19 protein-coding genes, 1 tRNA gene and 1 riboswitch are annotated in these 18915 nt (G+C 70.9%); of the genes, 6 read left to right on the plus strand and 14 right to left on the minus strand.

What is annotated here, in order from left to right:
* Position 1: 1 nt before the first annotated feature.
* A complete protein-coding gene (locus ACFWJX_RS16185; protein WP_383242665.1) occupies positions 2–967 on the minus strand; it encodes a GlxA family transcriptional regulator in 966 nt (321 codons plus the stop codon).
* 163 nt (positions 968–1130) lie between these two features.
* On the opposite strand from ACFWJX_RS16185, the gene ACFWJX_RS16190 reads away from it, so the two are divergent.
* A complete protein-coding gene (locus ACFWJX_RS16190; protein ID WP_383242667.1) occupies positions 1131–1649 on the plus strand; it encodes a hypothetical protein in 519 nt (172 codons plus the stop codon).
* Between the two features lie 74 nt (positions 1650–1723).
* On the plus strand, positions 1724–3304 hold the full coding sequence (locus ACFWJX_RS16195; protein ID WP_383242670.1) for an alginate lyase family protein: 1581 nt from the start codon (positions 1724–1726) through the stop codon (positions 3302–3304).
* A gap of 42 nt (positions 3305–3346) precedes the next feature.
* Here the strand turns inward: ACFWJX_RS16195 and ACFWJX_RS16200 are convergent, their stop codons facing one another.
* The gene (locus tag ACFWJX_RS16200; RefSeq protein WP_383242673.1) at positions 3347–4918 is read right to left on the minus strand and encodes an MFS transporter; all 1572 of its coding nucleotides are present in this window, start codon (positions 4916–4918) and stop codon (positions 3347–3349) included.
* A gap of 53 nt (positions 4919–4971) precedes the next feature.
* A complete protein-coding gene (locus ACFWJX_RS16205) occupies positions 4972–6282 on the minus strand; it encodes a DUF445 domain-containing protein (protein ID WP_383242676.1) in 1311 nt (436 codons plus the stop codon).
* A gap of 179 nt (positions 6283–6461) precedes the next feature.
* Here ACFWJX_RS16205 and ACFWJX_RS16210 point away from each other — a divergent pair, with 179 nt between their 5' ends.
* Positions 6462–7856: an SGNH/GDSL hydrolase family protein gene (locus ACFWJX_RS16210; protein ID WP_383242678.1), complete on the plus strand. Its 1395-nt coding sequence runs from the start codon at positions 6462–6464 to the stop codon at positions 7854–7856.
* A 111-nt stretch (positions 7857–7967) separates the two neighbouring features.
* Here the strand turns inward: ACFWJX_RS16210 and ACFWJX_RS16215 are convergent, their stop codons facing one another.
* From ACFWJX_RS16215 to ACFWJX_RS16230, 4 genes are all read right to left on the minus strand, one after another.
* Positions 7968–8654, minus strand: a complete 687-nt coding sequence (locus ACFWJX_RS16215) for a DUF1707 domain-containing protein (RefSeq protein ID WP_383242681.1) — start codon at positions 8652–8654, stop codon at positions 7968–7970.
* A gap of 10 nt (positions 8655–8664) precedes the next feature.
* The gene (locus tag ACFWJX_RS16220) at positions 8665–9654 is read right to left on the minus strand and encodes an ATP-binding cassette domain-containing protein (protein WP_383242684.1); all 990 of its coding nucleotides are present in this window, start codon (positions 9652–9654) and stop codon (positions 8665–8667) included.
* A 63-nt stretch (positions 9655–9717) separates the two neighbouring features.
* Entirely contained in the window at positions 9718–10482 is a 765-nt protein-coding gene (locus tag ACFWJX_RS16225; protein ID WP_383242981.1) for an ABC transporter permease, read from the minus strand.
* Between the two features lie 61 nt (positions 10483–10543).
* Positions 10544–11344: an ABC transporter permease gene (locus ACFWJX_RS16230; RefSeq protein ID WP_383242687.1), complete on the minus strand. Its 801-nt coding sequence runs from the start codon at positions 11342–11344 to the stop codon at positions 10544–10546.
* 246 nt (positions 11345–11590) lie between these two features.
* Between ACFWJX_RS16230 and ACFWJX_RS16235 the strand changes: the two genes are divergently transcribed.
* Complete coding sequence (locus tag ACFWJX_RS16235; RefSeq protein ID WP_383242690.1) at positions 11591–14359, plus strand: transglycosylase domain-containing protein; 2769 nt, start codon at positions 11591–11593, stop codon at positions 14357–14359.
* 4 nt (positions 14360–14363) lie between these two features.
* Here ACFWJX_RS16235 and ACFWJX_RS16240 read toward each other — a convergent pair whose 3' ends face one another.
* The 3 genes from ACFWJX_RS16240 to ACFWJX_RS16250 form a co-directional block, all read right to left on the minus strand.
* Positions 14364–14684, minus strand: coding sequence for a multidrug efflux SMR transporter (locus ACFWJX_RS16240; RefSeq protein ID WP_086770363.1), 321 nt, complete (start codon positions 14682–14684; stop codon positions 14364–14366).
* A 35-nt stretch (positions 14685–14719) separates the two neighbouring features.
* A riboswitch (guanidine-III (ykkC-III) riboswitch) is annotated at positions 14720–14795 on the minus strand.
* A gap of 57 nt (positions 14796–14852) precedes the next feature.
* A complete protein-coding gene (locus ACFWJX_RS16245; RefSeq protein ID WP_383242694.1) occupies positions 14853–15209 on the minus strand; it encodes a GroES family chaperonin in 357 nt (118 codons plus the stop codon).
* Between the two features lie 44 nt (positions 15210–15253).
* Positions 15254–15583 carry a DUF3618 domain-containing protein gene (locus ACFWJX_RS16250; RefSeq protein WP_383242697.1) on the minus strand — a complete coding sequence of 110 codons (330 nt, stop codon included), beginning with the start codon at positions 15581–15583 and terminating at the stop codon, positions 15254–15256.
* Positions 15584–15684: 101 nt separating this feature from the next.
* Here ACFWJX_RS16250 and bcp point away from each other — a divergent pair, with 101 nt between their 5' ends.
* Together bcp and ACFWJX_RS16260 are read left to right on the plus strand one after the other, a co-directional pair.
* On the plus strand, positions 15685–16152 hold the full coding sequence (gene bcp, locus ACFWJX_RS16255) for a thioredoxin-dependent thiol peroxidase (RefSeq protein WP_383242700.1): 468 nt from the start codon (positions 15685–15687) through the stop codon (positions 16150–16152).
* A 240-nt stretch (positions 16153–16392) separates the two neighbouring features.
* Positions 16393–16477 (plus strand) — tRNA-Leu (locus tag ACFWJX_RS16260).
* Between the two features lie 46 nt (positions 16478–16523).
* Here the strand turns inward: ACFWJX_RS16260 and rdgB are convergent.
* The 4 genes from rdgB to ACFWJX_RS16280 all read right to left on the minus strand — a co-directional run bounded on the left by rdgB (position 16524) and on the right by ACFWJX_RS16280 (position 18865).
* Positions 16524–17126 carry an RdgB/HAM1 family non-canonical purine NTP pyrophosphatase gene (gene rdgB / locus ACFWJX_RS16265; RefSeq protein ID WP_383242703.1) on the minus strand — a complete coding sequence of 201 codons (603 nt, stop codon included), beginning with the start codon at positions 17124–17126 and terminating at the stop codon, positions 16524–16526.
* Positions 17127–17157: 31 nt separating this feature from the next.
* The gene (locus tag ACFWJX_RS16270; RefSeq protein ID WP_383242706.1) at positions 17158–17568 is read right to left on the minus strand and encodes a hypothetical protein; all 411 of its coding nucleotides are present in this window, start codon (positions 17566–17568) and stop codon (positions 17158–17160) included.
* Positions 17569–17704: 136 nt separating this feature from the next.
* Entirely contained in the window at positions 17705–18442 is a 738-nt protein-coding gene (gene rph, locus ACFWJX_RS16275; RefSeq protein ID WP_383242709.1) for a ribonuclease PH, read from the minus strand.
* A 78-nt stretch (positions 18443–18520) separates the two neighbouring features.
* Complete coding sequence (locus tag ACFWJX_RS16280; protein WP_383242712.1) at positions 18521–18865, minus strand: glucose PTS transporter subunit EIIB; 345 nt, start codon at positions 18863–18865, stop codon at positions 18521–18523.
* Positions 18866–18915 lie beyond the last annotated feature (50 nt).

Raw genomic sequence — 18915 nt, forward strand, 5'->3', positions numbered from 1 at the left:
GTCAGCCCGACACCGCCGCCCCCGACCGGAACGCCCGCCGATACCCCTGCGGGCTGGTCCCGACCACCCTGCGAAACCGTTCACGAAACGCCGTCGGGGAGCCGAAGCCCGTCTGGGCCGCGATGCGTTCGACCGGGTGCGCGGTCGTCTCCAGCAGGTACTGCGCCCGCCGCACCCGCGCCCGGTGCAGCCATTGCAGCGGCGTCGTGCCGGCCTGTTCACGGAAGCGGCGGTTGAGGGTGCGGGTGCTCATGCCCGCGTGGGCCGCGATCTCGTCCAGGGTGAGGTCGCGGTCGCAGTGCTCCTCCATCCAGCGCAGGACGGGTTCCAGCGTGGCCCCGGACGGGGCGGGCGGCAGGTCGTGGACGATGAACTGGGCCTGCCCGCCCTCGCGTTCGAGGGGCATGACCGACATGCGGGCCGCCTGCGCGGCGACGGCCGAGCCGTGGTCCCCGCGGATCATGTGCAGGCACATGTCGAGAGCCGCGGCGGCGCCCGCCGAGGTCAGGAACTGCCCGTTGTCGACGTAGAGGACGTTCGCGTCGACGGTGATCCGCGGGTAGCGCTCCGCCAGGTCGCGGGCGGCGATCCAGTGGGTCGTCGCGCGCAGGCCGTCCAGCAGGCCGGTCGCGGCGAACAGGAACGCCCCGACGCAGATCGACGCGATACGCGTGCCGTTCTCCGCCGCCGCGCGCAGTGCCTCGGTGACGCCGTCCGGCAGCCGCTCCGGCGGTTCCCGGACGCCGGGCAGGATGATGGTGTCCGCCTCCGCGAGGGCCTCCAGGCCGTACGGCGCCCGGACCGTGAACGCCCCCGCGCTCACCTCGCCCGACGGGTACGGCGAGCAGACCCGCACCCGGTACGCCTCCCGGCCGTCGGGCAGCCGGGCCCAGCCGAAGGCGTCGATCGGGGCGGACAGGTCGAAGGGGATGACCCCGTCCAGGGCCAGGACGGCGACGGTGTGCATGGCGAGAGCCTAGGCATACGACGAGAAATCGCCAACCCCGGCCACGAGGAGGGCAACGGGAGTATGCCCAGCCCCACCTGCCACGGCCCTCTTGGCGAGAATCCGTCGCCCCATGGCACTCCCGCCACTTCTGCGAGATCGGCCCGACGCCTACCGTCGGCCCGTGACCAAGTTCCTCCTCGCCGTCCACGTCCTCGCCGCGATCGTCGCGATCGGTCCCGTCACCGTCGCCGCGAGCATGTTCCCGCCCGCCGCGCGCCGGGCCCTGGCCGCGCCGGACGACGCCCGCGCCGCCGAGACCGTACAGCTGCTGCACCGGATCTGCCGGGTGTACGCCGCCGTCGGCATCTCCGTCCCCGTCTTCGGGTTCTTCACGGCGGGCGCGATGGGCGTGCTCGGCGACGCCTGGCTGATCGTGTCCATCGTGCTGACCGTCCTGGCCGCGCTCGTCCTCGTCGTGCTGGTCCTGCCCCGGCAGGAGATCCTCGCGGAAGGCACCTCGGGCACCGAGCGGGCAGAGGGCACCGAGGGCGGCGGCGGAGGCACCGCGGGCACGGCGACCCGTGAGGCGACCCGCGCGGCGACCGTCCAACTCGCCATGTTCACCGGCGTCTTCAACCTGCTGTGGGCGACCGTCACCGTCCTGATGATCGTCCGGCCGGGGTCGACGACAGGCGCGTAGCGGCGTGGAGGCGTGGGCCAGGGCCGGACCGCGCACTTTTCGTTATCGGCCCGGCCCCCGCCCGTCTCCGGGGCATGCACGAGACTCGACGTCGACAGATCAGCCGCCGGAGCCTGCTCAAGGCCACGGGCGCGACGGCCGGTGCGGTCACCCTCAGCACCGGGATCGCACAGGCCACGGGCAGGGCGCAGACCGCGGGCGGTGCACAGGCCGCGGGCAGCGCGCGGGGCTCCGGCTACGCCCACCCCGGCCTCCTGCACACCGGCGCCGACCTGGACCGTATGGCGGCCAAGGTGAAGGCCGGCGCCGCCCCCTACGCCGCCGGGTTCGCCAAGCTGGCCGCCAACCGGCACGCGCAGAGCGGCTGGACGGCCAATCCGCAGGCCACCGTGTACCGGGGCGCGGGCAGCCCGCAGAACTACGCGATCCTCTACAACGACGTCCACGCGGCCTACCAGAACGCCCTCCGCTACCACGTCGACGGCGACACCGCCCACGCCGACACCGCCGTCGCGATCCTCAACTCCTGGTCCGGCAGGCTGACTTCGCTCGAAGGATCCGCCGACCGGTTCCTCGCCGCCGGACTGTACGGCTACCAGATCGCCAACGCCGCCGAACTCGTCCGCGACCGCGACGACTTCGAACTCGACCGGTTCCGCACCATGCTCACCACCGTCTTCGCCCCGCTCAGTGAGAGCTTCCTGGAGAACCACAACAACGCGGTCGTCACCAACTACTGGACCAACTGGGATCTGACCGCGATGGCGTGCGTCCTGGCCACGGGCATCTTCTGCGACGACGAGGCGAGAGTCGGGCGCGTCGTCGAGTACTTCGAGAACGGTGCCGGGCTCGGCTCCGTCCGCAACGCCATCCCCGTCGTCGGCGAGGACGGGCTCGCCGAGTGGCTGGAGGCCGGCCGCGACCAGGGCCACGCCCTGCTGGGCGTCGGCCTCATGGGCACGGTGTGCGAGATGGCCTGGAACCAGGGCATCGACCTGTACGGCTACGACGACAGCCGTTTCCTCAAGGGCGCCCAGTACGTCGCCAAGTGGAGCCTCGGCGGTGACGTGACCTACACGGCCAACACCCGCGAGAAGGGCGCGGTCGGCGGCTGGTCCGGCACCGAGACCGCCGCCGACGCGGCACCCGTCGACCCGACCATGACCCGCCCCGTCTGGGCGATGATCGCCAACCACTACACCAGGCGGCGGGGCCTGTCCGCGCCCTACCTCACCCGCATCGCCGCCAAGGCCGCCCCCGAGGGCGGCGGCGGGGACTACGGCCCCAACAGCGGCGGCTACGACCAACTCGGCTTCGGCACGCTGGCGTTCACGCGGGACAGGGCGGCCGGCACGGGAGTGGGCGGGGGGAAGGCCTCGGGTGCGGGTTCGGCATCCGCGTCCCCGTCCGTCACCGGCTCGGCGGACCCGTCCGCCCCAGCCGCGAACACCCCGCCCGGATCGGCCCCCGGCGGCACCGCCCCCACTCCCGCCGGCGGCAAGAGCGGTGACCTCGCGTCCACCGGCTCCAGTGACCTCGCCGCCTGGACCGCCGCCACCGGCATCACCGCCCTCGCCGGCGGCCTGCTGCTCCTACGGCGGCGGGGGCGGGGTCAGGAACAGCGCCGGACCGGAGGCGGGGCCCACAGCGAGTAGCCCCTGCCCCGCCCCTGCCCCGCCCGCGTGACGACGGCCGGCTCACGCCGTAGCCGTCTTCGGCCCCGGGGGCTGCGGAGGCTGCGGCCCCTTCGGACCCCCCGGCTCCCCGGACTTCCCGGTCGCCGCCCCGGCACCCACCGCCGTACGGGCCTTCGTCGCAGCCGCCGTCAGGGGCCTCGCGATGTCCTCCAGGGAGCGTCGCTCGGCCCGTACCGCGAGGAACGCGGCGACCAGGCCCGCCGCGCACATCAGTGCCGCGCCGATCTGGAACGCGAGGACCGTGTCGCCGACCCTGCCCGTGCCGGTGAGGTCGGCGAACAGCAGGGGGCCGCTGATACCGCCCGCGGCGGTGCCGAGGGCGTAGAAGAAGGCGATGGACATGGCACGGGTCTCCATCGGGAAGATCTCGGAGACCGTGAGGTAGGCGCTGGAGGCGCCCGCGGAGGCGAAGAACAGCACCGCGCACCAGCAGGCCGTCATCGTGGTCGCGCTCAGCGAGCCGCGGTCGAACAGCCAGGCCGTGCCGAACAGCAGCAGGCCGGAGAGCAGGTACGTCGACGAGATCATGACCCGGCGGCCGACCGTGTCGAACAGCTTGCCGAGCAGCAGCGGGCCGCAGAAGTTGCCGAGGGCGATCACGGCGAAGTAGTAGCCGGTGTGGCCGGTCGGCACGTCGAAGAAGGTGGTGAGGATCGCGCCGAAACCGAAGGTGATCGCGTTGTAGAGGAAGGCCTGCCCGATGAAGAGGGAGAAACCGAGGACGGCGCGGCGGCGGTACTTCGAGAAGACGGTGCGGCCGATCTCGGCGAAGGACACGCTGGGGCGCTGGTGGATGGTGAGTTCGCCCTCGGCCGCCGGCAGCGGGGCGCCCCGCTCGGCCTCGATCTGCCCTTCGATGGAGGAGACGATCTCCTCCGCCTCCCGCTCCCGGCCGTGGATCAGCAGCCAGCGCGGACTCTCCGGAACATGGCGCCGTACGAGGAGGATGACCAGGGCGAGGACGGCGCCGAGTGCGAACGTCAGCCGCCAGCCCACGTTCGCCGCGAAGAGGTCCGTGTTCAGCGCGACGATCGACAGCAGCGAACCGCCGACCGCGCCCAGCCAGAAACTGCCGTTGATCATCAGGTCGACGCGGCCCCGGTACTCCGCCGGGATCAGCTCGTCGATCGCCGAGTTGATCGCCGCGTACTCGCCGCCGATGCCGAAGCCGGTGAGGAAGCGGAAGAGCAGGAACCACCAGGTGTCGAAGGAGATCGCGGTCAGGGCGGTCGCCGCGAGATAGACCGCCAGGGTGATCATGAACAGTTTTTTACGGCCCCAGCGGTCGGTCAGCCGGCCCCAGAACAGCGCACCGATGCAGGCACCCGCCACGTACAGCGCGGCGGCGATGCCGGTGACCTGTCCGGAGGTGATGGGCAGGCCGCTGCCGGGCTCCGACAGCCGCCCGGCGATGTTGCCGACGACCGTGACCTCGAGGCCGTCGAGGATCCACACGGTGCCCAGGCCGATGACGATCGTCCAGTGCCAGCGTGACCAGGGGAGACGGTCCAGGCGGGCGGGGATGTCCGTGGTGATGGTTCGGCCGGGTTCGGCCTGTGCGGCGGTGGTCATGGGCTCCCTCCACGTCGAGCGGAACCACCATCGACTTCCCCGAGGAAAAGCGGCTACGCCCCCAGCCCCCGCGCCACCGTGTAGATCAACAGGCCCGCCAGCGACCCGACCACCGTGCCGTTGATACGGATGAACTGCAGGTCACGGCCGATGTTCGCCTCGATCTTGCGCGTGGTGTGCTCGGCGTCCCAGCCCGCCACCGTGTCGGTGATCAGCAGAGTGATCTCCTTGCGGTACGTCGAGACCACGTGCACCGCGGCGCCCTCCACCCACCGGTCCACCTTCCCCTGGACCTTCGGCTCGGTGGCCATCCGGGACCCGAGCGACAGCAGCGCCGACCGCACCCGCATCCGCAGCTCACTGCGCTCGTCCTCGGCCGCCGACACGATCATGGACCGTACGGCCGTCCAGGCGGACGCGATCAGATCCTGCACCTCGCCGCGGCCCAGGACCTCGCCCTTGAGACGCTCCACCCGCGCGCGGGTCTCGGTGTCGGACTGAAGGTCGGAGGCGAAGTCCCGCAGGAAGCGGTCCAGGGCACCACGGGCCGGGTGGGACGGCATGTCCCGCATCTCCGCGCAGAACCGCAGCAGCTCCTTGTAGACCCGCTCGCCGATCCGCTTGTCGACGAACCGGGGCGTCCAGCCGGGCGCGCCGCCCTCCACCGCGTCCATCACCGAATCGGCGTGCAGCACCAGCCAGTCGTGCGCCCGCGCCACCACCAGGTCGACGGCCCGCCGGTGACCGCCGTCCGCGACGATCCTCTCCAGCATCTTGCCCATCCCCGGCGCGATCTCCTGGGCGTCCGCCCGTCGTGTGATCGCCTCCCCGACCACCGCCTGCACATCGGAGTCCCGCAGCACGGTCAGCGCCCCCCGCAGCGCCGTCGCCAGCTCCTCCGTGACCCGGTCCGCGTGCTCCGGCTCCGCCAGCCAGGCGCCCAGCCGGCTGCCGATGCCGACGGCGCGCAGCCGCTGCCGTACGACATCACCGGACAGGAAGTTCTCGCCGACGAACTCGCCCAGGGAGACGCCCAGCTGGTCCTTCTTGGTCGGGATGATCGCCGTGTGCGGGATGGGCAGGCCCAGCGGATGGCGGAACAGCGCGGTCACGGCGAACCAGTCCGCGAGCGCGCCCACCATGCCCGCCTCGGCGGCCGCCGCCACATACCCCGCCCAGGCCCCGGCGCCCCGGTGGGAGGCCCACTCGGCGAGGACGTACACCACCGCCACGAAGACCAGCAGCCCGGTCGCGGTGAGCTTCATGCGCCGCACCCCGCGCCGGCGCTCCTCGTCGGCCGCGCTGAAGACGTTCATGGCGCGCGCCGCGGGCGTCGCCCTGTCTTCCGTTCCCGTACGTTCCATCCGCTCTCCACCCGTTCCCGGTCCCCCGTGACCCGCACGCGACCATTGTCCCCACCTGTCCGACTCCTGGAACGAAACAGGAGTTCCCGGCGTCTGTCAGGTGGGGGAGTTCAACGGTGATCTCCTGAATGTTCCGTCGGAGCCTCGCCGCTCCCTCGTCCGAGGAGACACACACCCGCATGACCAGGCATGACGGCGGGGGGCCTGGGGTGCCCCACGCCCGCCGAAGCGGCCACCGCGACACCCGTCACCACGTCCTCCTGTCCGCGGTCCTCGCCGTGATCGTGGGCCTCTCGGCCGCCATATACATCGGTGTCGACGCCGGGGACGGCGGGCGCCGCGGCCAGGACACCCTCGCCTCCTCCCGCACCGGCTCCCACTCCGCCGCGGCCGCCTCCACCGGCGTCTGGGTCGGCAGCTGGGCCGCCGCCCCCGTCGGCGGCGAACCGCTCACCGAGCCCGACGGCACGGCGGGACGCACGGTGCGCAACGTCGTCCACACCAGCGTCGGAGGGACGAGTGCCCGCATCACGCTGTCCAACCTCTACGGCACCAGCCCGCTGACCGTCACCGCCGTCACCCTTGCCGTCGCGGCGGCCGACGACAGCCCCGCCGCCGACCCGGACACCCTGCGCCGGCTCACCTTCGGCGGCCGCCCCACGATCAGCGTCCCGGCGGGCGAACAGGCCGTCAGCGACGCCGTCCCGCTCGCCGTCCCCCGCGACACCGACATCCTGGTCAGCCTCTACACGCCGACCTCCGCAGGTCCGGTCACCTTCCACCACCGCGCCCAGCAGACCAGCTACGTCGCCGACGGCGAGCACACCGCCGACGTGACGGGAGCGCCGTACACCGGGCAGAGCACGTACTGGCGCTACCTCACCGCGCTGGACGTCCTCAGCGAGGAGGCCGACGGCACCGTCGTCGCCTTCGGCGACTCCATCACCGACGGCGCCACCTCCACCCCCGGCGCCAACCGCCGCTGGCCCGACGTCCTCGCCGACCGGCTCCGTGCAGCCCTCTCCGACGGCGACGACGACGCCCCGCGCTACGGCGTCGTCAACGCCGGCATCAGCGGCAACCGCGTCCTCACCGACGGCCTGGGCCGACCCGCCGGCAACCCCAGCGGGCCGAACCGCTTCGACCGGGACGTCCTCGGCCGACCGAACGTCAAGGTCGTCGTCATCGACCTCGGCGTCAACGACATCCTCCGCAGCCGGAACACCGCCGACCCCGACGCCGTCCTCGACGGCCTGCGCGACCTGGTCCGCCGCGCCCACGCCCACGGCATCAAGGCCGTCGGCACCACCCTGCTCCCCTTCCGCGGCCACCGCGGCTACACCGACGCCCGCGAGGACGTACGGCGGCAGATCAACTCGGCGATCCGGTCCGGGTCGGTCTACGACACGGTCGTGGACGTCGACCGGGCGATGCACGACCCGTACGACCCCCGCCGCCTCAAGTCGGAGTACGACTCCGGCGACCACCTCCACCCCAGCGACAGGGGCTACCGGAAGATGGCGCAACTGATCAGGTGGAGCCAGCTGAGGGGGGCGGGGCGGGCGGAGCTGTAACGCCCGAGCCCGCCCGGCCGGCGGACACCTGCCGCCGTCTGCACGGGGGACGGTCGCTGGGCCCCCCTCCGGGGGCGGCCACGCGGCCCACCACCCCCGGCACCGACTCCCTCAGTGCCCCAGGTGACGGTGCCTGTCCCGCCCCCGGGACAACCCCCCGCGTTCCCGCCGCCGCTTGCGGTCCACCCCCACCCCGCCCCAGAAGGCGAACCCGGTGATCACCACCCGCGGAGCGCCCGCCGGGGCCGGCACCCCCTGCTCCCTGTGGTCGAAGCCACCCATGACCCCGATCCCCCGCACCACGACCTCGACCCCGGGCGGCACCACGACGTTCATCCCGCCCATGACGGCGATGCAGTTGATCACGACCTCCCCGGCCGCGAAGTCCGCCTCGCGCAGATCGATCTCCCCGCCGCCCCAGAAGGCGAAGCTGGTGAACCGCCGGGGCACCGTCCAGTGCCCCTTGCGCTGGAAGCCGGACATGACGGCCACGGCCCACGTGGACGACCCCTCGCCGCCCACGATCCGCCCGGCCCACGCCCCGTCCCCGTCCCCGTCGCCCCGCGCCGCGGACTTGTGCAGGGACACGGCGGGCGGCGGAGCGACCCCCGCGGCGGGCAGGTCACGGGTGATCGGCGTCAGCTCGCCGTACGTCCGCGCCCGGTACGTCGCGTCCAGCCGCTCCTCGAACTCCGCCATGTCGAGCCGGCCCTCGGCCAGGGCGTCCCGCAGGACCTCGGCGACACGCTCACGGTCGGCATCGGAGGCGCGGAGGTCCGGGACTGCGTCGTCGGTCATGAACAGCAGCCTACGAGTTCCCCGCGCCCGGCACTACGGTCTCCTTGTCCGCGTACATACGGCCGATCACCGCCTCGATGTCCGGCTCCCGCACCGACAGGTCCACCAGCGGATACTCCGCCGCGATCCGCGCCACCAGCGGAGCCGCCGACTGCGACGCCGGGAAGGCCAGCCACTGACGCGGCCCCTCCACCCGTACGACCCGAGCCGCCGGGCCCGCGTCGATGGGCGGGAGTTCCCGTGCCAGGTCCACGACCAGGGTCCGTTCGCTCTCCCCCGCCTCGTGCAGTCCCGCGAGCGGGCCGTCGTACATCATGCGGCCGTGGTCGATGACCATCACGCGGGAACAGAGCCGCTCGATGTCCTGGAGGTCGTGGGTGGTGAGCAGGACCGTCGTGCCGCGCTCGGTGTTCAGCTCGCCCAGGAACTCCCGCACCCGGGCCTTGGAGACGACGTCGAGACCGATCGTCGGCTCGTCGAGGTAGAGGACCTCGGGGTCGTGCAGCAGCGCCGCCGCGATGTCGCCGCGCATCCGCTGGCCGAGCGACAGCTGCCGCACCGGCACGTCCAACAGGCTTCCCAGGTCGAGGAGTTCGACGAGCCGGTCGAGGTTCTCGCGGTAACGGGCGTCCGGGATGCGGTACATGCGGTGCGCGAGCCGGTAGGAATCGATCAGCGGGAGGTCCCACCACAAGGTCGTCCGCTGCCCGAACACCACCCCGATGCGATGCGCCAGACGGGTCCGCTCACGGGCGGGGTCGATGCCCGCCACCCGCAGCCGGCCGCCGCTCGGGGTGAGGATGCCCGTCAGCATCTTGATCGTCGTCGACTTCCCGGCACCGTTCGGCCCGATGTAACCGACGATCTCACCGCGCGCCACGGTGAACGACAGCCCGTCCACCGCCCGCACCTGCCGCCGCTCCCGCCGGAGAAACCCGGTACGCCGACGCACGTCGAAGACCTTCTCGACCCCGTCGAGTTCGATGAACGCGTCCACCACGACTCCCCCGCCGACTTCCGCACTCCGCTGACTTTCCACAATCCGCTGACTTCCCGTGCTCAGCTAACTTCCCGTGCTCCGATACGACCTCAGCCCGGCCCGCCAGGCCAGCCCGGCCAGCACACAACAGGCCACCGCCACCAGCGGCGGGGCGTACGCCGCCCAGCCCGGCAGGTCCAGCGGATACGGCCGGCCCAGCACATACGCCGCCGGCACCCAGTTGACGAAGGCCAGCGGGAACACGAACGTCACCGCACGCACCAGCTCCTTCCCGAACACCGTCGGCGGGTACTGGAGCAGCGTCTGACCGCCGTACGTGAACGCGCTCTGCACCTCCGCCGCGTCCTGCGCCACGAACTGGAACGCCGCCCCCGCCACCAGCACCGCACCGAAGATCACCGCGCCGCTTACCAGCGTCACCGGCACCAGCAGCACCTTGACCACCGTCCAGTCGACGTCCGTCGCCGCCAGCGCGTACCCCAGCACGAGCGCCCCCTGCGTGATCCGGGAGATCCGGCGCAACGCGAACCGGTCCGCCGCCACCTGCGCCAGCACCGGCGCCGGCCGCACCAGCAGCGTGTCGAGCGTGCCGTCCCGCACCCGTGAGCCCAGCCGGCCCGCCGAACCGATCACCAGGTCCGCGATCCCGAACGAGGTCGCGGACAGGCCGTACAGGAAGGCCACCTCCGGCAGCGAATAGCCGCCGAGCGCATCGACCCGCGAGAACATCAGCAAGATCGCGACAAAGTCCAGACCCGTCACCAGCAGCCCGCTCACCAGCGTCATCGCGAACGACAACCGGTAGGCCATCGTCGAACGGATCCACATCCCGGCGATCAGCCGGTACGCCCGCCACCCCTCCAGCAGCCGCTCCCGCACCCGGCCGGCCTCACCCACCCTGCACCACCACCCGCCGCGTCGCCGCCGCCTGCACCATCCGCCCCAGCACCAGCAGCACCACCGCCCACCCCGCCTGGAAGGCGTACGTCTCCAGCGCCCCGGCCTCCCCCATCAGCAGGTCCGCCGGCATCTGGAGCATCGCCGACCACGGCAACGCCCGCACGATCCCGCCCAACGGCTCCGGAAACGCGTTCAGCGGCAGCGCCATACCCGTACAGAACATCCCCGTCACCATCAGCATCTGGAGCGCGCCCGTCCCGTCCAGCAGCCAGAAACCGCTCAACGCCACCAGAAACCGGATACCGAAACTCACCACCATCGCCAGCAGCAACGCGAGAAGAAACCGCAACCACAACAAGGGATCGGCGGGCAGCGCCGACGGAAAGACCAGCGTCCCGAAAGCGAACGGAATCACCCCCCGCCCCAGCAACTGGAACAGCGAACGCCCGAAGTCGGCCGCGAACCACCACACTTGCAGATCGGCGGGACGGTACAGATCGACCACCACCGCACCCGTGCGGATCCGCTCCATCAACTCGGCCTCGAAACCGCCGCCTTGCAGCGCGAGGGTGGCGAACAACGCCTGCCCCAGCCACACATACGTCACGGCCTGCGCCTGGTCGTAGCCGCCCAGCTGCGGCCGTTCGTCCCACAACGCCAGATATGTGTAGACGAGGATCAGGCCGAAAACCGTGTTGGTGAACACCCCCGCCGCCGTCGCCGCTCGATAGGTCGCGTACCTTCTGAAACTCCCCGCCGCCACGGCCGCGTACAAGCGCACCGAACCCACGGCACCAGCCCTCCTCACCCGCGGCGATCCCGCGCCGCTCCCGCCACGGCGGCGAAGCGCAGGAGCCTAGTGGGCGGGCGACCTCGCGTGCCACGCGATTTTCCGGGCACCCCTTCCGCACGTGTGGCACAACACGCGCCGATTGCCGGGAACGGAACGCTTGGTGCGAGAGTCTTCAACAGGGGGCGCAGAAGGCGTACGAGACGTACGGGAACGTACGACGCGAAACAGGAGTCCGAGCAACACATGAGCGACGAGCCGCAGCCGAAGCAGCCGACCGAGGGCCGGGCAGCCGGCGCACCCGAAGCGGCCGGCACCTCCGAGGCCGCCGGGACACCCAGGGCCACGGGGACGCCCGAGGCGGCACGCGAACCCAGGGCGACACGCAAACCCGAGGTGGCCTCCGGGCCCTCCGGAGCGGCCCGTACGCCTCACCCGGCCCGTACGCCGGAAACGGCGCGTACTCCTGACACGGCACGTACGCCTGGCACGGCACGTACCGCCGAAATGGCCCGCATCCCCGAAGCGGCCCGCCCCGCCGAAACGGCCCACGCGCCCAAGGCGGCACACACACCCCGAGCCGCCCGCACCCCCGCGGCAGCCGAGGCGCCGAGCGCTCCCCAGACGGTCGGCACCCCCCAGGCCGCCGGCCTCGCGGACGTGCCCGCAGCCGGGCCCGCGGACAGCGCCAAGCCCAAGCGGCCCAAGCGCACCGGCTGGCGTCGGATCTTCCCCACCTGGCGCATGGTCCTCGGCACCCTCGTCCTCGGCGCGGCCCTCCTCATCGGCCTGTTCTTCCTCGGCTACTCCATGGTCAAGATCCCGCCCGCCAACGCCCTCGCCACCAAGCAGAGCAACGTCTACCTCTACGCCGACGGCACCGAGATCGCCCGCGACGGCACCGTCAACCGCGAGAACGTCGACCTCTCCCAGATCTCCAAAGCCGCCCAGCACGCCGTCCTGGCCGCCGAGGACCGCGACTTCTACACCGAGTCCGCCATCGACCCCAAGGCGATGATCCGGGCCGGCTGGAACACCGCCACCGGCAAGGGCAAGCAGTCCGGCTCCACGATCACCCAGCAGTACGTGAAGAACTACTACCTCGCGCAGGAACAGACCGTCACCCGCAAGGTGAAGGAGTTCTTCATCGCCATCAAGCTGGACCGCGAGATCTCCAAGGCCGACATCCTCGAGGGCTACCTCAACACCAGCTACTTCGGCCGCAACGCCTACGGCATGCAGGCCGCCGCCAAGGCCTACTACGGCGTCGACGCCGCCGAACTCACCCCCGCCCAGGGCGCCTACCTCGCCGCCCTGGTCAACGCGCCCAGTGAGTACGACGTCATCGCCCACCCCGAGAACCGCAAGGCCGCCGAAGCCCGGTGGAACTACGTCCTCGACGGCATGGTCGGCAAGGGCTGGCTCAGCCAGGCCGACCGCACCGGACTGAGGTTCCCCGCCCCCAAGGAGACCTCCGGCGCCGACACCGGCATGTCCGGCCAGCGCGGCTACCTCGTCAACGCCATCAAGGACTACCTCCGCACCAACAAGATCGCCACCGCCGACGAACTCGAAGCCGGCGGCTACCGCATCACCACCACCCTGGACAAGAAGAAGCAGGACGCCTTCGTCGAAGCCGTCAACGACAAGCTGATGGACAAGCTCGACCAGAAGGACCGCAAGGCCGACACCTACGTCCGCGCCGGCGGCGCCGCCGTCGAGCCCAAGACAGGCAACGTCCTCGCCCTGTACGGCGGCATCGACTACGTCAAGCAGTACACGAACAACGCCACCCGCCGGGACTTCCAGGTCGGCTCCACCTTCAAGCCCTTCGTCTTCACCTCGGCCGTCGAGAACGACTCCGAGACCCAGGACCGTCGCCGCATCACCCCCAACACCATCTACGACGGCACCGACCAACGCCCCGTACAGGGCTGGAGCGGCGGCCGCTACGCCCCCGAGAACGAGGACAACGTCGACTACGGCGACATCAGCGTCCGCAGCGCCACCGACAAGTCCGTGAACGCCGTGTACGCGCAGATGGCCGTCGACGTGGGCCCCGAGAAGGTCAAGCAGACCGCGATCGAACTGGGCCTGCCCAGCAACACCCCCGACCTCGAGCCCTACCCGTCGATCGCCCTCGGCACGGCCACCGCCAGCGTCCTCGACATGGCCGAGGCCTACGCCACGCTCGCCAACCACGGCCGGCACGGCACCTACACCATGATCGACAAGGTCACCAAGAACGGCACCGACGTCTTCGACCTCCCCGACCGCAAGACCTCCCAGGTCATCAGCCGCGAAGCCGCCGACACCACCACCTCCGTGCTGCGCAGCGTCGTCCAGAACGGCACCGCCACCGCGGCACTCGCCGCCGGCCGCCCCGCCGCGGGCAAGACCGGCACCGCCGAAGAGGACACCGCCGCCTGGTTCGCCGGCTACACCCCCGACCTCGCCACCGTCGTCGCGGTGATGGGCCAGGACCCGGTCACCGCCGCCCACAAGTCGCTCTACGGCGCGATGGGCCTGCCCCGCATCAACGGCGGCGGCGCCCCCGCCCAGATCTGGGCCCAGTTCACCAAGGACGCCCTCAAGGGCACCCCCGTCACCGACTTCGCCCTCCAGATCCAGGAAGGCTCCGAGGAGACCGCGTACCCGTCCTCCGGGCCCTCCCAGAACGAGCCGACCGAGGAGAACGACGAGGACGACACCACCGGCGGCCAGAACACCCAGTCCCCCGGGACGAACCAGGGCCAGACCGACGGCGGCACCACGCCCGGCACCACCGGCGGCACGACGACCGGCGGCACCCCCACCACCGGCGGCACCACCGGCAGCACCTCCGGAGACACCTCCACCGGCGGCACCCCCACCACGGGCGGCACCACCGACGGAGGCACCACCGGCGACACCTCCGACGGCGGAACCACCGGCGACACCTCGGACGGCGGCCTCACCGGCACACCCGGCGGCACATTCCCCCAGCTCACGAACCGAAGGCCGGTCGACGAGTGACCGACTAGTGCCCCGAGGTCGCCTTCAGCCCCACCACGGCGACCAGCAGCAGACACACGAAGAAGATCCGGGCGGCGGTCGCCGGCTCCCCCAGCACCACCATGCCGAACACCGCCGCCCCCGCAGCGCCGATCCCCACCCACACGCCATAAGCGGTCCCGATCGGCAGCGAACGCGCGGCGTACGACAGCAACAGCATGCTCGCGACGATCCCCGCACCGGTGAAAAGGCTGGGCACCAGACGCGTGAACCCGTCGGTGTACTTCATCCCGATCGACCAGCCCACCTCCAGCAGACCGGCGACGATCAACAGAACCCAGGCCATGACAGCACCTCCGAGACACGAACGCTCAACAGAACGGTGCGTCGTCTTTGCCTGCGTACATCCCGGTACGGCGCGTCTCGTCGGGCTCCTTCCAAGCTAGCAAAAAAACGGGCGAAGGGCTGGTGACCATGGTCACCAGCCCTTCTCAGCCTACGAATCAGAGGTGCATCAGAGGTACAGGCCCGTCGAGTCCTCCGACCCCTCGAACCGGTCCGCGGCCACCGCGTGCAGATCACGCTCGCGCATCAGCACGTACGCGATCCCCCGCACCTCCACCTCGGCCCGGTCCTCCGGGTCGTACAGCACCCGGTCGCCCGGCTCCACGGTCCGCACGTTCTGACCCACCGCCACGACCTCCGCCCACGCCAGCCGACGGCCCACGGCCGCCGTCGCCGGGATCAGAATCCCGCCGCCGGAGCGCCGCTCACCCTCACTCGCGTCCTGACGCACCAGAACCCGGTCGTGCAGCATCCGGATCGGCAGCTTGTCGTCGTGACTGCTGTGCTCGCTTCTCTTACCGCTCACGCCAACGAACCTACCTGCCTCCGCCCGGCCGGAACGCCTCCGGGTCAGCCCTTGCGACGACGCGTACCGAACGCCAGCAGCCCCACGACCCCGACCAGCACCAGGGCCACCGGCACCACCCGCTCCAGACGCGGCGCGCCCTCCTCGTCCACGAACTGCGCCTTCACATCGCTCACCACACGGTTGACCTGCACGTAGGCCCTCCCGAGCGTGTGATCGACATTGGCGGCGACCTTCGCCTTCGCATCGCCGACGATCGTCTTCGGATGCACCCGCACCCCGATCTCGTCGAGCGTCTCAGCCAGCGTCTCTCGGCGGCGCCTGATGTCCGCCTCGATCTGCGCCGGGGTTCTGGTGTCCGACGTGTCCGCCACGGTGGGGCCTCCGAAGTGAGCCGACGTTTCCTACGTGTTCTGGACAGTCTGTCAGTTCCCCACCCGCCCGCACTGTCAGGACCCCCCGTTACGCTGGACCGATGAGCGAGCGACTCCAGCCCGGGGACGTGGCCCCCGCCTTCACCCTCCCCGACGCCGACGGCCACGAGGTGTCCCTGTCGGACCACAAGGGCCGCAAGGTCATCGTCTACTTCTACCCGGCCGCCCTGACCCCCGGCTGCACGAAGCAGGCCTGCGACTTCACCGACAACCTCGACCTCCTCGCCGGCGCCGGGTACGACGTCATCGGCATCTCCCCCGACACCCCCGAGAAGCTCGGCAAGTTCCGCGAGAAGGAATCCCTCAAGGTCACCCTGCTCGCCGACCCGGACAAGAAGGCCCTCGACGCGTACGGCGCCTTCGGCGAGAAGAAGAACTACGGCAAGACCTACATGGGCGTCATCCGCTCCACGATCATCATCGACGAGCAGGGCAAGGTGGAACACGCCCTCTACAACGTCCGAGCCACCGGCCACGTAGCCAAGATCATCAAGGACCTGGGCATCTGAGCCCCCTCCTCCCTACGGCCCGCGTCGACCCCGGTCGCCGCGGGCCGCTCCCATGTGAAGACCGGCCAGGTGAACGGGAACCGGCGGGAGAGCCGCCGGGAGAACCTGCGGTACATCAGCCCCAACTGCCACTCCACGACGGAGACGTGGTGCCGCCAGAAGGGCAGAGGCGCGCTCGCCGGGTGACCCGGTATCCCCGTACACTGAGTGCCGCCGGTCGAGGTTGATGACCGTTCTTGAGCGGCCGTGATGGAATTTGGCAGTCATGCTGGGTTTAGGTCCCAGTGGGTTCACACCCGTGTGGGTTCGAGTCCCACCGGCCGCACGCATACGGAGGGGCCGTCCATTCGGGCGGCCCCTCCTTTCTCACCTCAGCCCAACAACTCGCGAATCACCGGCACCAGTCCCCGGAACGCCTTGCCCCGGTGGCTGATCGCGTTCTTCTCCGTCGCTGTCAGTTCCGCGCAGGTGCGGGCCTCGCCGTGTGGCTGGAGGATCGGGTCGTAGCCGAAGCCGTTCGTGCCGGCCGGGGCGTGGCGGAGGGTGCCCTTCAGCCGGCCTTCGACGACGCGTTCCGTGCCGTCGGGGAGGGCGAGGGCCGCCGCGCAGGCGAAGTGGGCGCCTCGGTGTTCGTCGGCGATGTCGGCGAGCTGGGCGAGGAGGAGTTCCAGGTTGGCCCGGTCGTCGCCGTGTTTGCCGGCCCAGCGGGCCGAGAAGATGCCGGGAGCGCCGCCCAGGACGTCGACGCAGAGTCCGGAGTCGTCGGCGATGGCGGCGTGGCCGGTGGCTCGGGCGAGGGCGTGGGCCTTGAGGAGGGCGTTCTCGGCGAAGGTGACGCCGGTTTCCCTGACGTCGGGGATGTCGGGGTAGGCGTCCGCGCCGACGAGGTCGTGGGGCAGGCCTGCGTCGGCGAGGATCGACCTGAGTTCGGTGATCTTTCCGGCGTTGCGGGTGGCGAGGATCAGGCGGGTCATGGGCCCAGTATCCCGACTTCCGCGCGCGGTTCTACGGGGTGCAGACCTTGGTCAGTTCACCGGCCGCGTCGGTGACGGGGCTGAGGTCGGGGGTGTTGTCGCCGTTGTCGACGGCGGTGCGGACGTTGGTGACGGCCTCGCGGAGGTCGTCGACCGCCTTGTTGACGTCCGCGTTATCCGACTTGTCACCTATTTTGTCGAGGTTCTTCTCGATGGAGGTGAGGGACTCCTGGGTCTGCGTCGGGTCGTTGGCGGCGTTCTCCACGGCCTGCTGGAGGTCGGTGACGCTGTCGGCGATGGCGTCGGCGGTCTGGACGCAGTCGAGTGCCTTGTTCACGGCGTCGCAGCCGGTGGTGGTGAGTCCCACGGTGAGTGCGACGGCCGCGGTGGCGGCGGCGATGGTGATACGGCGGCCTCGGTGACGGCTCGCGGCCTTGGACATGGTGATGTTCCTCCCCTTGTGCAGGCCCCCCGGGAGGCCCCCGTCGTGTGCGGCCGTGCGCGGGCCGTCGTACTGCGCAAGACGCCGGGACGGACGGCGGGGTTGCCCGCGCGTCCGGCCCTCTTTGGCGTGCTCTTTACTTTTGCAGGACGGTATCAAGTGCCGTGCGCTGGAGCACGGTCAATTCGGTGCAGCCGGAAACGGCCAGGTCGAGCAGGGAGTTGAGTTCGTCGCGGGCGAACGGCTCGGCCTCGGCGGTGCCCTGGACCTCGACGAAGCGGCCGTCTCCGGTGCAGACGACGTTCATGTCGGTCTCGGCGCGGACGTCTTCCTCGTAGCAGAGGTCGAGGAGGGGGATGCCGCCGACGATGCCGACGGAGACGGCGGAGACGGTGCCGGTGAGGGGCTGGCGGCCGGCCTTGATCAGTTTGCGGCCCTGGGCCCAGGTGATGGCGTCGGCGAGGGCGACGTAGGCCCCGGTGATGGCGGCGGTGCGGGTGCCGCCGTCGGCCTGGAGGACGTCGCAGTCGAGGACGATGGTGTTCTCGCCGAGGGCCTTGTAGTCGATGACGGCGCGCAGGGAGCGACCGATGAGGCGGGAGATCTCGTGGGTGCGGCCGCCGATCTTGCCGCGGACGGATTCGCGGTCGCCGCGGGTGTTGGTGGCGCGGGGAAGCATGGAGTATTCGGCGGTGACCCAGCCTTCGCCGCTGCCTTTGCGCCAGCGGGGGACGCCTTCGGTGACGGAGGCGGTGCAGAAGACCTTGGTGTCGCCGAAGGAGACGAGGACGGAGCCTTCGGCGTGCTTGCTCCAGCCGCGTTCGATGGTGACGGGGCGGAGCTGTTCGGGGGTGCGGCCGTCGATGCGAGACATGGCGTCGAGCCTAGCGGCAGGTGTGGAAGGGGCCCCTGCCGCGGGTGCGGTGGGGCCCTTTCGGGTGAGCGGTGGGGCTCACATCATGTCTTCGATCTCCCCGGCGATGGGGTCGGCGTCGGTGCCGATGACGACCTGGATGGCGGTGCCCATCTTGACGACGCCGTGGGCTCCGGCGGCCTTCAGGGCGGCCTCGTCGACCTTGTTGGCGTCGATGACCTCGGTGCGGAGGCGGGTGATGCAGCCTTCGACTTCTTCGATGTTGTCGATGCCGCCGAGCCCGGCGACGATCTTCTCAGCCTTGCTGGCCATGTCCTTCTCCCTGAGGTCCCTGAGTTCCCTGATGTGACCTGATACGACCTGATGCGACTTGCCGTGAGCTGCTCCGGACCGCTTTGTCGCAGTAACCCACAGTTGGCCCATCTTTGCGAGCGATCGTGCCGGATGTATCGAAGGATGACGTCACAGCATCG

This window comes from Streptomyces sp. NPDC058335 (assembly GCF_042723915.1).
GTDB lineage: Bacteria > Actinomycetota > Actinomycetes > Streptomycetales > Streptomycetaceae > Streptomyces.